The sequence below is a fragment of the Micromonospora echinofusca genome (assembly GCF_017614955.1).
Classification (GTDB): Bacteria; Actinomycetota; Actinomycetes; order Mycobacteriales; family Micromonosporaceae; genus Micromonospora; species Micromonospora echinofusca_A.
Map to the genome: position 1 here is coordinate 1 of NZ_WVUH01000009.1, position 15,138 is coordinate 15,138.

Annotated in this window: 12 protein-coding genes and 1 tRNA gene; 7 read left to right on the forward strand and 6 right to left on the reverse strand. The window is 70.8% G+C overall.

All coding sequences use genetic code 11. The annotated features are described in order from the left end of the window. Nucleotides 1-93: 93 nt before the first annotated feature. Together GSF22_RS02535 and GSF22_RS02540 are read right to left on the reverse strand one after the other, a co-directional pair. Nucleotides 94-1,386, reverse strand: a complete 1,293-nt coding sequence (locus tag GSF22_RS02535; protein WP_208811072.1) for a L,D-transpeptidase — start codon at nt 1,384-1,386, stop codon at nt 94-96. A gap of 161 nt (nt 1,387-1,547) precedes the next feature. Then, nucleotides 1,548-2,816: a L,D-transpeptidase gene (locus tag GSF22_RS02540; RefSeq protein ID WP_208811073.1), complete on the reverse strand. Its 1,269-nt coding sequence runs from the start codon at nt 2,814-2,816 to the stop codon at nt 1,548-1,550. 184 nt (nt 2,817-3,000) lie between these two features. On the opposite strand from GSF22_RS02540, the gene GSF22_RS02545 reads away from it, so the two are divergent. Both GSF22_RS02545 and GSF22_RS02550 read left to right on the forward strand, forming a co-directional pair. Next, nucleotides 3,001-3,076, forward strand: a tRNA-Lys gene (locus tag GSF22_RS02545). A 272-nt stretch (nt 3,077-3,348) separates the two neighbouring features. Beyond that, nucleotides 3,349-3,876: a DUF6244 family protein gene (locus GSF22_RS02550; protein WP_208811111.1), complete on the forward strand. Its 528-nt coding sequence runs from the start codon at nt 3,349-3,351 to the stop codon at nt 3,874-3,876. A gap of 413 nt (nt 3,877-4,289) precedes the next feature. Here the strand turns inward: GSF22_RS02550 and GSF22_RS02555 are convergent, their stop codons facing one another. Beyond that, complete coding sequence (locus tag GSF22_RS02555) at nt 4,290-5,204, reverse strand: S-4TM family putative pore-forming effector (RefSeq protein ID WP_208811074.1); 915 nt, start codon at nt 5,202-5,204, stop codon at nt 4,290-4,292. Nucleotides 5,205-5,476: 272 nt separating this feature from the next. Between GSF22_RS02555 and GSF22_RS02560 the strand changes: the two genes are divergently transcribed. Beyond that, the gene (locus GSF22_RS02560; protein WP_208811075.1) at nt 5,477-6,451 is read left to right on the forward strand and encodes a hypothetical protein; all 975 of its coding nucleotides are present in this window, start codon (nt 5,477-5,479) and stop codon (nt 6,449-6,451) included. A gap of 210 nt (nt 6,452-6,661) precedes the next feature. Here GSF22_RS02560 and GSF22_RS02565 read toward each other — a convergent pair whose 3' ends face one another. After that, a complete protein-coding gene (locus GSF22_RS02565; RefSeq protein WP_208811112.1) occupies nt 6,662-7,489 on the reverse strand; it encodes a DUF72 domain-containing protein in 828 nt (275 codons plus the stop codon). A gap of 116 nt (nt 7,490-7,605) precedes the next feature. After that, nucleotides 7,606-8,520, reverse strand: a complete 915-nt coding sequence (locus GSF22_RS02570; protein ID WP_208811076.1) for a helix-turn-helix transcriptional regulator — start codon at nt 8,518-8,520, stop codon at nt 7,606-7,608. Nucleotides 8,521-8,570: 50 nt separating this feature from the next. On the opposite strand from GSF22_RS02570, the gene GSF22_RS02575 reads away from it, so the two are divergent. Next, complete coding sequence (locus GSF22_RS02575) at nt 8,571-9,311, forward strand: SDR family NAD(P)-dependent oxidoreductase (RefSeq protein ID WP_208811077.1); 741 nt, start codon at nt 8,571-8,573, stop codon at nt 9,309-9,311. Nucleotides 9,312-9,337: 26 nt separating this feature from the next. On the opposite strand, the gene GSF22_RS02580 is transcribed toward GSF22_RS02575, so the two are convergent. Next, the gene (locus GSF22_RS02580) at nt 9,338-10,018 is read right to left on the reverse strand and encodes a DUF2306 domain-containing protein (RefSeq protein ID WP_208811078.1); all 681 of its coding nucleotides are present in this window, start codon (nt 10,016-10,018) and stop codon (nt 9,338-9,340) included. A gap of 138 nt (nt 10,019-10,156) precedes the next feature. On the opposite strand from GSF22_RS02580, the gene GSF22_RS35590 reads away from it, so the two are divergent. Genes GSF22_RS35590 through GSF22_RS02595 form a run of 3 tightly spaced genes read left to right on the forward strand, consistent with a single transcriptional unit; the run spans nt 10,157 to nt 15,118 of the window. Further along, nucleotides 10,157-11,407 (forward strand): sensor histidine kinase, encoded by a 1,251-nt coding sequence (locus tag GSF22_RS35590; RefSeq protein ID WP_208811079.1) that lies wholly within the window; start codon nt 10,157-10,159, stop codon nt 11,405-11,407. Then, on the forward strand, nt 11,404-12,057 hold the full coding sequence (locus tag GSF22_RS02590; protein WP_208811080.1) for a response regulator: 654 nt from the start codon (nt 11,404-11,406) through the stop codon (nt 12,055-12,057). Before GSF22_RS35590 ends, GSF22_RS02590 begins: the two co-directional genes overlap by 4 nt. Before the next feature lie 22 nt (nt 12,058-12,079). Then, entirely contained in the window at nt 12,080-15,118 is a 3,039-nt protein-coding gene (locus tag GSF22_RS02595) for an AfsR/SARP family transcriptional regulator (protein ID WP_208811081.1), read from the forward strand. Nucleotides 15,119-15,138: the final 20 nt, after the last annotated feature.

Here is a 15,138-nt window from a genome sequence, read left to right on the forward strand (position 1 = left end):
GCTCGGGGGCGCGTTTCCGGAGACAGGACTGGGGCACCGACGGCGACGGCCCCGACCGTCCGGTCGGGGCCGCACTCCGCTTCGCGGGTCGGGTCAGGAGGTGGCGCTCGGCTCCGGCTCCGCCGCCGGGCTCTCCTCGGCCGCCGCCGGCTCGTACGGCAGGGCGCTGCCCTTGACGTACTCCTCCCAGCTCATGTTCCAGTCGGTCCAGCCGTTGCCGTTCTGGAGCTTGCGTTCGGTGCCCTTGACCGTGATTGGGTCACCGACCCGGGTCTGGTTGAACAGCCAGGCACCCTCGGCCATCGACACGTTCACGCAGCCGTGCGACACGTTCACCCGGCCCTGCTGCCCCTCCGACCACGGCGCGGCGTGGATGAACTCGCCACCCCAGGTCAGCCGCTGGGCGAAGTCGATGTCGGTGCGGTAGCCCTCCTCCGGCCCGAGCTCGGCGAAGGTGTCGAAGACCGTCTCCTTGAGCTTCTCGATGACCACCATCGTGCCGCTCGACGACGGGGTGCTCTTCTTGCCCAGGCTGACCGGGATGGTGCGGATCACCTTGCCGTCCCGGGTGACCGTCATCCGCTTGGTCCTGTTGTCCACCGTCATGATCAACGCGGGGCCGATGGTGACGTCGACGGTCAGGTCGGCGCGGCCGTACCAGCCGTCGCCCATCGGCAGGCCACCGGTCTGCACCTTGTACGACACCTTCGAGCCGGCCTGCCAGAACTCCTTCGGGCGGAAGCGCACCTCGGTGGGGCTGACCCAGTGCCAGATGCCCTCCTGGGCCGGCTTCGAACGCACCGTCATCCGGCGCTGCACGTCGTCGCGGTAGTCCTCCGGGACCGCCCGGCCGAACTTCACGATCAGCGGCATGCCGACCCCCACCACCTGACCGTCACCGAGGAAACTGGTCACCCGGACCTGCTTCGACGGCTTGGCCATGGTGGTGAAGCTGCTGGTGGCGGTGACCGGCTTACCGTCGTCACCGGTCGCCGTCACGGTGGCCGTGTACGTCTCGCCGTACTTCAGCGCGCCCCCCGGCAACCAGCTCGTGCCGGCCGGGTCGAGGGCCCCCTCGACGGCCTTGCCGGTGGAATCCTTCACCTCGACCGTGGTCTCGGTGGCGTCCTTCGCCTCGAAGGTGATCGCCGTCGAGGCGGGTACGTCCTTCGCGTCGGCCGCCGGAGCGGTGATCGTCGCGCTGGCCTTGGGCGGTTTCTCCCCGCCACCCTGCCAGTTGCCCGGGCCGCCACCCGGGTCGTTCCCGCCGGTGCAGGCCGAGGTGACGGCCAGCACACCGGCGAGCACCACCGCAACGAGGGTGCGGACCGGCGCCGGACGTCGGCCGGTGGCACGCTGGGTCAGCTGGTCCTGGCTAGCTCGCATGGTCCCCTCACAGTCCGTCCTCACGCCATCGTCTCTCACTGACGCGCGAGGACACGTACCCGTTGCCCCGGGTGAAGAGAACCACTATCCCGCAACGTGCAGATAGCGGGAATAACGCCCAGCCGGCCCAGCGTGCCGGAGGCCGAGGTCAGCGGGGCGGGTCAGCCGAGCGCGGCGGCGTTCTGCTCGGCGACCGGGACCGCACTGCCCTTCACGAACTCGTCCCAGCTCATGCTCCAGGCCGTCCAGCCGTTACCCGGGGTCAGCTTGCGTTCGGTACCCCGGATGGTGATCGGATCACCGACCTTGGTCTTGCCGAACAGCCACTTCGCGTTCTCCATCGACACGTTCACGCAGCCGTGCGAGACGTTGCGCCGCCCCTGGTGCTGCACCGACCAGGGCGCGGCGTGGATGTACTCGCCACCCCAGGTCAGCCGCTGCGCGAAGTCGATGTCGGTGACGTAGCGGTTCGCTGGGTCCGGATCGTCCCGGGTGTCGAAGACGGTCGACTCCTTCTTCTCCATCACCACCATCGTGCCGCTGGAGGAGGGGGTCGACTTCTTGCCCAGGCTCACCGGCAGGGTCTTGACGAGGTTGCCGTTCTCGTAGACCGTCATCTGCTTCGTGGTGTTGTCGACCTTCATCTCGAACCGGCTGCCGATCTTCCCGGTCGCGACCCGGTCGACGTTGCCGTACTTGCCGTTGCTCAACGGGATGCCCTCCAGGGCGATCCGGACGCTGAGCGTGGTACCCGACTGCCAGTACTCCGGCGCCCGGTAGTAGGCCTGCGTGCCGTTGTCCACCCAGTGCCACGCTCCGGGCTGTGGGGGATCGGTGCGGACGAACATCCGCCGCTGCACCGCCGCCCGGTCCTTCTTCGCGATGCCCGGGGAGAACTCCACCACGACCGGCATGGCCACCCCGTACGTCTTGTCGTCGAAGAGGTAGAGCCCGGAACCGATCAGCGACCGGGGCTTGGCCATCGTGGTGAACGTGGTCGTGCCGGTACGCCGCTGGCCGTCCGCCGTGGTGGCGGTGACGGTGGCGGTGTACGTCCGGTTGTACTTCAGCGGCTTGGCCGGTACCCAGGACGAGCCGTCCGCCCGGGCGGCTCCGGTCACCTTCTCGCCGTCCTGTCCGGTGAGGGCGACCTCGGTCACCTTCGCCCCGGCGGTGGCCGCGCCGATCTCCACGCTGACCGGCTGTTTCTTGGCGCCGGTGGCGGGCGTCACGTCCAGACCACCCGTGGCGGCGGGCGCGTTGCCGCCGTCCGGAGACGCGCTCGTCGACGGGTCACCCGTACCCGCCGACGGTGCCGTGCTCTCGCTCACGAACTGCGGTGCCACCTCGCCACCGCAGGCGGTCAGCGCCAGCGGTGCGACCAGGGCCAGGGCGGCCAGCATCGCCCGAGCCCGTGTGAACTTGCCCATCCCCACCTCGTTCACTCGGTTCTGGCGCACATCGTGCCGTACTCCCGCCCACCGCCATGACCCGTCACCGGGACTGCCGGACGATTTGTGCTATTTACCCGATAAGCTCAACCGAAGAGGTGAGCCGGTATCCGATTGGAGTGCCCCGGGAGGGCCGTGCTAGTGTTCTCCCCGTTGCCAACGAGCGCCGCTAGCTCAACTGGCAGAGCAGCGGACTCTTAATCCGCGGGTTCGGGGTTCGAGTCCCTGGCGGCGCACCAGTAGTAACAGAGCAGGCCCGGTCCATCTGGATCGGGCCTGACCCCTTTTTCTGACCCCTACGTCAGGCGTCGAAGAGATAACCCAGCTTGTCCGTGGTCGACCGCTGAGCCTGCCGGTCGACCTCCACGCGACGGCCGCCGCATCGTCTGCGGTGCGGGACGCCTGCCGGTACTGGGGGCGTCGGCGGTCGCGTCGTCTGGTGACGTCCGTGGTGTGCGGGTAGGTTCGACCTCCTGAAGGCTTTTGTCGCCAGGTGGAGGATTCCGGCAGCGTGTCGCACGTCGAGAAGATCACTACGGAGCTGCGTACGTTGGCCACCGGGGTCGAACGCGCGCAGGGTCTGGCTGCCGCTGCCGACCAGCAGGCGCAGGAGATCGCGTTACGGGCTGCGGGTGCCGGGTTCGCTGCGGTGGCTGCCGGGGTGGCCCGGATTCGAGGCGTGATCACCACCGTCCGGGGTGGCCTGGGTGGTCTCGCCGGTGCGGTCGGTGATGCTACGAAGGCGACTGCTGCTGTCCCGGAGCAGGCCAGTCCGGAGGAGACGATCGCCGGGCTGACGCCGGTACGTAGTGCGGTCGACGGCATCCGTGATCAGACGGCTGCGACGATCACGTACGTCGGTGAGGCGCAGCAGCTCGTCGTGGTGGTCCTCCAGGGTGGGCAGCCCGGGCCGCTGTTGCAGGCTCTGGAGAGCGTCAAGCAGGTGCTCGTCATGCTGGTCCAGCGCACCGCCACCACCGGCCAGGTTGTCGATGCGGCGATCGCCGAGGCGCGGCAGTTGGGGTCGTCGGGTAACTGAGCGGGGCTGCCGGCGCCGCACCGACCAGCCCTGCCCAGACCACCCACGGTGATCCGACTCCCACGGTTGCCGTCTCGACGGACGCCGAGGGGATGGCGCCTTGGAGTAGGCGGCCCACGGGCGTGCCAGGTGGATCGCCGACCGGGCCACGAACCAGAATCAGGCCGAGGCTGGATGCCGACGAGCGGCGTCCGTTGGAGTTGGAGAACGAGTGCGCCGATACGGTGGCCCACGGGGGCTACCGAGTCCATCAGAACCCCGCGAGGCCGGAGATCGCCGAGGCACGCCGTCGTCCTCTGGGCGCCATCCGCGATGTGGCGGCGGCGCCCGTTCGGCTCAAAGAGACGCGCGGGGTGGGGTGCACGTTCCGCATAGCGAGGTCTTCGTTGAAGGCCCGTCCTGGGCCAACCGCGTCATGGAGCTGGCTGCCCCGCCAAGGCGGTTGCCAGTCGTTGTACGGGGGCGCGGAAGTCAACTTCATCGCCGCGGTAGTAGCGCACGTAGAAAAGCCGGCTCGGTGCTCGTGGTGCCCGGGAGCGGGTGCTAAACAGCGCGTCCTGTACTTGGCGCGATAGCGCCAACAGTGCGTCCTCAGTCGCCGCCTCCTTGACCCGCCGTGCGGCTCTCAGTGCCTCGTCCTCCGCGAAGGTGCACACGCGATCCCGCTCCTTCGCGATTGCCCGCTGCTGTCGAAAGGTGTCGATCCCGAGCAATAGGCCACCGAGTGACGGGACGAACCAGCGCAGGATGATCTCGCCGATGGTGAAGCCACCAATGATGCCGACTGCGAGCCCTGCGACGGTCCACGCCACGATGATTCCGAGGACGACGTTGGCGTACCTGCGACAGATCCGTGACCTCCACCCCAGGTTCTGTATCTGACGTGCGAGGACGTCGAATGGTCTCGGCAGGTTTGGTACTTTGTCCCATTCATCGGCTATTCGTTGGCTTTTGAACTTTTTGCTCAGTCGACTCGCGTCCTCCCACCGGACCTGTGGGCCGGCGATCACGGTGTTCCACGGAAGCTGAAACAGTTCTACCTCGAACATCTCCTGCAGCTTGGCCGCGCGAAGCAGTTCTCCGTCCAGCCATGATGCGAGCCCGATCGAGTATGCGCCGGCCCACAATGCGCCAGCGACGGTGACCCAAGTCGCTGGGAGCGCAGACAGCGTCACCACGGCGCCGGCCGCAGCAATGATCGCCGATACCGTAAGCCGAACTCCGGAGAGGATGCGAACCCTCTGATGCGAGACGGACATTGCCTGCAAAGCAGTGACCTCTGAGGGCGTGATGATGGCTTTCACGAACAGGGGTGCGGGCTGGGACACGCGGGTACTCTACCGGGCAACGGCGACGACGGCCGCTCAGCCGAAGCCGGGTAGTGTCGAAGCTGATGAACAGGGATGCAGGGCGGGTAGCTTCAGGGGTTGGTCTATACCTCGGTGACCCTGTGGTGGTCCGGGCGGCTGAGGCGTGGGCGCGCGATCATGCCGTGACGGTAGAAATTCCAGACGAACCATGGCGGCGGCAAGGCGGAAGCGGCGCCCTGTTGGCACGGCTCCGAATCGTTCCTACCTCAGGGCGCCAAGGTCCGTCGGATGTGCTCATGAAGGTTTGCTCTAAAGGAAGCCCTGCGCGCGAGCCGGCGAATCACGAAGACGCCTGGATCCGTTCACCGAATTTCGCCGACCGGCACCTTTTCCGGCAGAATTTTGCTCCAAGATTTGTCGAAGATGGCCGGGTTCTGATGTTCCTCGACTCATCTGAGACGCTGTCCAGTAGCCGGACACTCGGCGAGCTGCCGGTTGCGTTGCAGTCGGACGGCGCGGCTGCAACCGCCCGGCTGGTCTTGGGTGAATGGAACTCGTCCACCACTTGGCAACGCAAGACCATTTCAGCCGACGCCTTCCTCCGTATCGAGCTTCGCGGAGCGTTGGACGCGGGCCGGTCGGCCTATCGGTGGGCTGAGCGTGCTGGGCTTTTGGCTGTCGGTATGGACTGGATCAATACGCCGATCGGGGGTCACCGTCGTGCGCCCAACCCGATTCAACTCTCCAAACTCGACTCCGTCGTCAGTAAGCTCGAAGTCGAGTACTTGTGCGGGAATACTCACGGCGACCTGCACGTCGACAACATTATTGTCCCGCTGGCGGCCGATGGATCACCGGAGTATGACCAAATCCGGCTCATCGACCTATCCGGGTTTGATCCCTCCGCGCCGCTATCGCGGGATGTAGCCACCCTCCTCCTGTCCTCGATCCTGCCAACCGTCCAGGCGGGGATCTCCGAGGCTGACACGCGCACCCTCGTGCATCTGTTGACCAGGACCGATCGGACCGGCGTAAAGGCGGACTCGCTGGCAGTTGCCCGCATCGTTCGAGCAGTTCACGCCGCTGTCGCGGCAGGGCTCGGCGCCGACCTGCGCCGCATTTTCCACGCGCAGTACCTGTTGTCGCTTCTGGCGCAAGCGATTGTCTACACCTCCTACAGCAACCTCGGCGTGGCTGGCCGTCGCTGGTATTTTTCCCTGGGCGTCGAGGCAGCCAACGCGTTCTTGGATGTCGCCAAAGCGTGATAATTTCTGACCGCGATCCGTGCGTCGCGCGTTCCGGTGGCGTCTTTGATCGGAACGGTGGTTCGGCTAGCCCTTGACCCCGGCTACGAGTCGCGCGCCGATATGGTGCTGATTCGCCCCGATCCCACTCACGCGGCACCACCGCCACTCAGCCGGATCGGGCCTGCTCCCTTTTTGGCCCTACGTCAGGCAGCCAGCGGTGGGCCGCGCTCAGAAGAGGGTCAGCGGTTCGACCGGTACCGGTTCGGGCAGGGCCGCGAGGCCGGGAACGCGCGCGCGTACCTCGTCGTGGAACCGGCGGGCGAGGGCCGGCGCGTCGGCGTTGTCGGGAGTGTGGATGAACATGGTCGGTGAGCGGCCCTCGCGCAGCCATCCGGCGGTGGTGTCGACCCAGTGCTGCCAGCCGGCGACCGTCCGCGCGGTGTCGTCCCGACCGAGGTACCGGACGATCGGCCGGTCGGTCAGCGCATGCGTGCGCAGCGGCATCCGCGGTTTCCTGGTCCACGCCTCCCGTTCCGCGTCGCTGGTCGGCGGGCTCTGGAAGAACGCGGTGGTGTCGAAGGGAATCCACTCGGCGGCGGCCGTGCCGAGTACATCCTCCAGGAGCCGCGCCGAGCGGGGGTCGTCGAAGAACGCCGGGTGGCGGACCTCCACGGCGTACCGGTGGGAGGTGGGGAGCCGGCGCAGGAACCGGGCGAGGACGGGGACGTCGGTGGGTGCGAAAGAGCCCGGCAACTGGATCCAGAGGGCCTCGGCCCGGGGGCCGAGCGGCTCGATGGCCGTCAGGAAGGCCTGTAGCGGCTCGTCGACCCCGGTGAGCCGGCCCTCGTGGGTGATCAGCTTCGGTAGCTTCACCACGAACCGGAAGTCGGGGTCGGTCTGCTGCGTCCACGAGGCGACGGTGTCGCGGGCCGGGGTGGCGTAGAAGGTGGTGTTCCCCTCCACCGCGTTGCACCAGCCGGCGTAGTGCCGCAGCCGCTCCTGCGCCGGCAGGGGGTGTGGCAGGAAACGTCCCTGCCACGACTTGAGCGTCCACATCGCGCATCCCACGTGAAGACGCATGACCGGCGACCCCTCCCACAGTTGACCGCGCCCGACGAACGGTATCCGGCGGGGATCGGTCCCCGCACGGTGCCTCACCGTCACCGTCACCGTCACCGTCGCCGGGGACGGTGCGGTGCCACGGGCCGGCGCAGCGCCGACGGCGGACGGCCGAAGTGGGCGGCGAACGACCGGGTGAGATGTGCGTGGTCGGTGAAACCGCAGGTCGCGGCGATCTCGCTCAGCCCGAGATCGGTACGCAGGACCAACCCCCGGGCGATCGCCAGGCGGGTACCGGTCACGAGTTCGCGGAACCCCGTCCCGTCGTCGCCGAGGAGGCGTTGCAGGGTACGGGTCGAGAGTGCCCACCGGGCGGCGACCGCGTCGAGCCGCCAGCGCCGGGCCGGGTCCTCGGCGACGGTCTCCCGGACGGCCGCCGCCCAGGACGGCGGGAGCCCGGGCGGGTCGGTGAGGTCGAGGTGCCAACCGGTCAGCGGGCCGGCGGTGCGGTCGGCACCGGCCGGCAGCCTCCGGCCGTCCGTGTGGTGGAGGGTGACGGCGGGGGTGGTACCGACGCAGGCGCCGACCAGCGTCCGGTGGATGGCCGCGACGAAGTGGCTCTCCGCCGCCCCGGGTACGGCACCGAGCAGGGCCCGGTGTGTGACGGTGATCCGCCCCCGGTGCAGCCGTACCGCCGTGGTGTGCCCGACGTGGAAGCGGAGTTGCAGCGCCGGGATCTGGTCGACCAGTTCGGTGATGGCGCCCCGCTCGACGACCGCGACGATGTCCGCCTCCCGGGGCCGGTCGAGCAGGTGGGCCGCCGCGCCGGTGAACGCCGGCCAGCCGTACGGGAGCAACTCGGTCAGCAGGGCGTGGTGCAGGGCCTCCGGGACCGGCGCGTCCGCGTCGAGCAACCGGTCCACCTCGTCGGCGGCGGGACCGCCGCCGTACCGGCGGACCCCGAGCAGGGCCGCACGGGCCAGGTGGGGGTGCACGGTGCGGTGGTGCGCCGGGGTCGGCACCAGCATGGCGGAATCGTACAAGCCTGACGCCGGCCGGTACGGAGATCCTTTGGCGTATGTCCCTCTCCGGTAGACGCATCCTCATCACCGGCGGCACCAGCGGTATCGGCGCCGAACTGGTGAGCCAGTTGACCGACTGTGGCGCCCGGGTCGCCACCTGCGGCCGTGATCCGCAGCGGCTCGCCACCGTGACCCGCCGCACCGGTGCCCTCGGCTGGGCCGGTGACCTGGCCGACCCGACCTGGTGCGCCTCGCTGGTGCACGACACGGCCGAGGCCCTGGGCGGCCTCGACATCGTGATCGCCAACGCCGCGGTCCAGCACCAGCAGTGGTTCACCGACGACTGGAGCGCGGAGCGGGCCGCTGCCGTGGTCGGGGAGGTACAGGTGAACCTGGTCGCCCCGGTGGTCCTGGCCGGCGCGGCGGTACCGCACCTGCGCCGCTCGGCGGGGAGGTTCGTGGCGGTCTCCTCGGCGCTCGGCTACTCGCCGAAGAAGAGCGCGCCGGTCTACTGCGCGAGCAAGGCCGGGCTGGGGGTGTTCCTGAAGGCACTGCGGTACCAGATGCAGGACGACCGGTCCGGGGTCACCGTCCAGGAGGTGGTGCTGCCGCTGGTGGCCACCCCGATGACGGCGGGCCGCAACGAGGGGGCGATGCCGGCCGGGGTGGCCGCCGCGCAGATCGTCCGGGGCCTGCGGCGGCGTTCCCCGGTGGTCGCCGTCGGCCGGGCCAGGCAGTTCCGGGCGATCCAGCGGGTCGCGCCGGGCGTCGCCGACGCGATCCTGCGCAACGCCTGAGCCGCCGCGCGCCGCTGACCGGCAGCTCAGTGGCGGCGGCGCAACAGGTACTCGGCCAGCAGCAGATTGGGTACCCAGGACAGGAACGGCACCAGCACGTACGCCCGGAGGAAGGCGTCCTGCTCGGGTACCCCGCCGAGGCTGATCAGCAGCGGGATCAGCACACCCAGCCACAGTCGCAGGGTGACCGCGGCGTACGTCAGCGCGAACGCCCGGACGGCCCACCGTCGGTGGGTACGCATCCGGCCCTGCCGGGCCGACCGGTAGGCGGCCACCGCGAACACCACCCAGAGGACACCCAGCAACCCGAACCCGGCGGTGCCGACCGGCCCGGCGAGACTCATCGGCGCCAGGACCGTCCCCGCCGCCCCGGCCAGCACCATGGCGACGACGGCGACCCGGCCGGCGACCCGGTGCAGCCGGGGTACCCGCCGGCGCAGTGTCGCCGCGAACTGGACCGGGGAGAGGGCCAGCGCGAGCCCACCGAAGACGACGTGCAGGTAGAACGCGACCTGCGCCCACGCCGGGCGGGTGGCGTAGTTGGCCGCCACCGTGTTGTCGGCGGCGGCCTGTGCGTCGAGCGAACTGGTGAGGTACGGCAGAACGGCGAACACCGCGACGGCCACGGCGCTGAGCGTGAGCCACCAGAAGCCGACCACCGCCCGTTTCGGGGTTCCCCGCCGGGCCGGTGCGACTGTGTCGATCATGGTAGCGCCTTCCCTCGGTGTGATCTTCGCGGTGAGCGTAGGAACCACGGGATGCGCTGGTCACCACTCATGTCAGGGATCCGGATCTCCCTCTTCCGAGGGGTACCCGGACCGGCCGGTCACGGTGCAGGATGTGCCGTGACCACCACCCTCCACCGGTTCCGCCCGCCCGTTGCGGACCTCTGGCTCGGCGTCGGTCTGGCCGTGATGCTGGTCGAGGTCGGGAAGTTCGCCGGGGTCGCGCCGCCCTACCGCACCGGGAACCTGCCCGGGATGGCGATCGTGGCCGGGGCCGCGCTGCTCCTGGTCTGGCGTCGCGTCCAGCCGGTGGCGGTGCTCTGCGCGACCGCTGGGCTGCTGGTACTCAACTCGTGGGTCGGGTACCCGCCGCAGTTCGTGCAGTGGCCGGTCTGGATCGCCCTCTTCACCTGCTACTCACTGCTGGGCTGGGGGCCTCGGGCGGTCGCTGCCGTGGTCACCCTGCTCGCGGTGCTCGGCTATGCCCTGCTGGACCGGCTGCACGTCGGCCCGTCGGAACTGTTCTGGATAACGGTGTGCGTCCTCGTCGCCACGTTCACCGGGGATCTGGCGCACAGCCGCCGCGCCACGATCGCCGCCGCCCGGGAACGGTCGGCGATCGAGGCCCGGGAGCGGGCCGTGCAGGCCGAGCGGATGGTGACGCAGGAACGCCGCCGGCTCGCCGGTGAACTGCACGACGCGCTGGGCCACGCGGTCAACGTGATGGTGATGCAGGCCGGGGTCGGTCGTCGGGTCTTCGCCGAGAACCCGCAGTTCGCGCAGGAGGCGCTGCGACACATCGAAACCGTCGGGCGGGGCGCGCTGGACGAACTGGACCGGATGCTGCGCGTCCTGCAACCGATCGAACCGACCGAAAGGGCCGAACCGGTTGAACCGAATCAACCGGATCAGTCGGGAGAGCCGAAGGAACCAAGGGAACCGGACGAACCGGTCCCGGCGGACCTGACCGGGCTGACCGGGCTGGTCGAACAGGTCCGCGCGGCCGGCCGGGAGTTGCAGCTCACCACCGGTGACGTCGACCTGTCCGCCAGCGGTGCGCGTACGCTGCACCGCATCGTCCAGGAGGCGGTCACCAACGCGCTCCGGCACACCGACGCCGGGCGGATCCGGGTGGACCTGGCCCAGATCGGGGACGACGTGCGGGTGGAGGTCGTCAACGAGGGGCGGGACCTGCCCGTCCCGGTAGCCGGCCGAGGACTGGTCAACATGCGGGAGCGGACCCGGCTGGAGGGCGGCCGGTTCGAGGCGGGTCCGGTCGACGGCGGGTTCCGGGTCCGGGCGGTCATCCCGGCCCGGCCGGGCGGCCCGGGCAGCCGACCTGTCCAGCGCCCACGGCGGGCCGAACCGTGATCACGGTGCTGCTCGCCGACGACGACGCGCTGGTCCGGGGCGGACTGCGGGCGCTGCTGTCGGTCGAGGCGGACATCCGGGTCGTCGGGGAGGCGGCCAACGGCGCCGACGCCGTCCGGGAAGCTGCGGCCCTGCGTCCCGACGTGGTCGTGATGGACCTCCGGATGCCGGTGCGCGACGGCACCTCCGCGACCCGCGAGATCACGTCCTGGGCGTCGCCCCGGCCCCGGGTACTCGCCCTCACCACGTTCGACCTCGACGAGATCGTCGACGGTGCGCTCACCGCCGGGGTGGACGGGTTCCTGCTGAAACGGGCGACCCCGGAGGAGGTCGTCGCCGGGATCCGTACCGTGGCCTCGGGTGACGCCCTCGTCTCGCCGTCGGTGACCCGGCGCCTGCTGGCCGTCTACGCCGGCCGGCGGAACGTGGCCACCGGCGACGCGGCGCTGGCCGCGCGGCTGACCGAACGTGAGGCCGACGTGCTGCGGGCGCTGGCCAGCGGGCAGTCGAACACGGAGATCGCGGGTGCGATGTACATCTCGCCGGAGACCGTGAAGAGCCACGTCAAGAACCTGCTGGCCAAGTTGGGGGTCCGGGACCGTACCCAGGCGGTGGTCTGGGCCTACCGGACCGGGTTCGTCGACCGGTAGCACCACCCGCCAGGAAAGGACAATGAGTGGTGTCGATCGGGCCGGTGGTACGGTGGCGCCCGAGATGCCGCAGCTACGGATCCTTGGGCCGGTCGAGGTCGTCGTCGACGGTCGACCGGTGCCGCTGCGCAGTCGACGGCAACGCGGGGTGCTCGCCGTCCTGCTGGCCAACGCCAACCGCACCACGGTCATCGACCAACTGCTCGCCGCCCTCTGGGCCGACGACATCCCGGACACCGCCGTCGGGCAGTTGCACACCCTGGTCTGGCGGCTCCGACACGTCCTCGGTCCGATGATCGTGACCCGACCCGGTGGGTACCAGATCAACCTCGGCCCCGGTGAGCTGGACGCGGACGACTTCGCCCGGTTGACGGCGGAGGCCGGCGAACTGGCCGCCGTCGGGCAGCTCGCCGCCGCCGCCGAACGGTACGCCGGGGCGCTGGCCCTGTGGCGCGGCGTACCCTTCGCCGACGTGGAACTCCCCGGCGACGGGAACGCCTCGGGACTCTTCGCCGCCGCCGTCGAACTGGCCGAACAGCGGTTGGCGGCGGTCCGCGACCACCTCGACGTCGAGCTGGCCCTCGGCCGCCACGCGGAACTGGTACCCCGGCTGCGGGCCCTGGTGGGCGCCGAGCCGCTCCGCGAGGAGCTACGGGAACGGTTGATGATCGCGCTGCACCGGTCGGGTCGCCGGGCGGAGGCGTTGGAGTGCTACCGGGACGGCCGGGCCGCCCTGATCCGGGAACTCGGCCTCGAACCGGGGGACAACCTGCGCCGCCTGCACGACCGGATCCTGTCCAGCGCGGACGGGGAGGACGTGGGGCCGGCCGACCCGGACGGCGGCGACGCCCCGCCCGACCCGCCGGTCCCGCCCGCCTCGGCCCAGCTTCCGGCCGACCTGGTCGACTTCGTCGGCCGGGAGGAGCTGACCGGGGAACTCGCCGGGGCGCTGACCGCCGGGCCGGCGCCCGGCGCGGCGCCGGTGGTGACCATCTCCGGGGCCGCCGGCAGTGGCAAGACCGCGCTCGCCGTGCGGGTCGCCCACCGGGTCCGCGCGGACTTCCCCGACGGGCAGCTCTTCGTCGACCTGCGGGGTGGGTCCGACCCGTTGGACCCCGACGAGGTCCTGGCCCGGTTCCTGCGGGCCCTCGGGGAGGACCCGCGCCGGGTACCGGTCGAACCCGACGAGCGGGCCGCGCTCTTCCGGGCCCGGACCGAGGGCCGCCGGATCCTGCTGGTGCTGGACAACGCGGAGGCGGAGCCGCAGGTCAGGCCACTGCTACCGGCCGAGCCACGGTGTGCGGTGCTGGTGACCAGCCGGCCCCGGCTCGCCGCGCTGGCCGGTACCCACCAGGTCGACCTCGGGGTGTTCACCCCCGGGCAGGCCGTCGAGCTGCTCCGTCGGACCCTCGGCGCGGACCGGGTCGACGCCGAACCGGCGGAATCCGCCCGGATCGTCGACCGGTGCGGGCGACTCCCGCTGGCCATCCGGATCGCCGGGGCCCGGCTCGCCGCCCGACCACACTGGACGGTGTCCCGGTTGGCCGACCAGCTCGCCGACTCCCGGGCCCGACTGGACGTGCTGCGCACCGGGGACCTGGAGGTCCGGTCCAGCCTCGCGGTGAGCTACGGGGCGCTCGGCGGGTCGGAACAGGCCGCGTTCCGGATGCTCGGGGTACCGGAGCTGCCCGAGATCCCCGGCTGGGCGCTGACCCCGCTGCTGGCGGTGCCGCTGCCGGAGGCCGAGGAACTGGTGGAGCGGCTGGTGGAGGTCCGGTTGCTCGACGCCTACCGGCCGGTCGCCGGTTCGTCGGAGGTGCGGTACCGGATGCACGACCTGGTGCACGCCTTCGCCCGGGAGTTGCTCGCGGCCACCACCACCGACCGGGTACGCGCCGCCGCCCGGGCCCGGTTCTGCGGGGCATGGCTGGCCCTCGCCGAGACCGCCACCGCCCGGCTGCCGGCCGGGTTCCGGCGCGGCGGGGTGGGTACCGCCGAACGTTGGGCCGGTTGGACCCCGGCCGACCTGGACGCGGTGATCGGGGACGATCCGTTGGCCTGGTGCGAGCGGGAGCGTGCCACGCTGGTCGCGGTGGTCCGGCAGGCCGCCACGGCCGGCCTGGACGAGCTGGCCTGGGATCTGGCGGCGACCCTGGCGCGCTTCTTCGAGCTGCGGGAACATCTGGAGGACTGGCGGGGTACCCACGAGAGCGCCCTGGCCGCCTGCCGGGCCGCCGGTAACCGGCGGGGTGCCGCGTACCTGCTGCGCGGGCTGGGCGAGCTGCACCTGGACAGCGACCGGTTGACCGAGGCGCTGGACTGCCTGCGACCGGCGTTGGCCGGGCTGGTCGAGCTGGGCGACCGGTTCGGGCAGAGCCTCGTGCTGCGCGCCCTCGGGACCACGTACCGGTTGGCGGGCCGGCCGGACGAGGCGCTCGACGCGTCGACCCGGGCGCTGGCGATCTGCGTCGAGCTGGACGATCCGACCGGACGGGCGCAGATCCTGCACAACCTGGGGGTGCTGCACCGCCGGGCCGGCCGGCTGGCCGAGGCGGAACGGACGTACCGGGCGGCCCTGCTGTTGTTCCGGCAGCTCGGTGACCGGTTCGGTGAGGCGTACACGTTGTGCAGCCTGGGGATCGTGGTGGCGGCCCGGTCGGTGGACCCGGTCCGCGCGGATGCGGTCAGCGAGGCGGAGGCGCAGTTCTCCCGGAGCGTGGCGATCTGCGCCGAGGTCGGCTACCGGCGGGGCGAGGCGATCGCCGTCGGTCACCTCGGCGAGCTGCACCTGCGTGCCGGCCGATACGACCTGGCGCTGGTCGAGTTGCGTCGGGCGGTGGCCGGTTGTCAGGAGGTCGGCGACCGTCCGGGTGTGGCGATCGGGCTGCGCCGGCTCGGGGAGCTGTTCCTGGCCCGGGGCGACCGTTCGGCCGGTCGGGCGGCGTTGCGCCGCTGCCTGGCGCTGAGCCGGCAGTGCGACCTGCCCGAGGAACGGGCGCGGGCGATGGAGCTGCTCGGTACGCTGCGCGCCCCGATAGAGAGCCCGCTGAGACCGGCGTGAGAGGACACCGTCGTCACCTG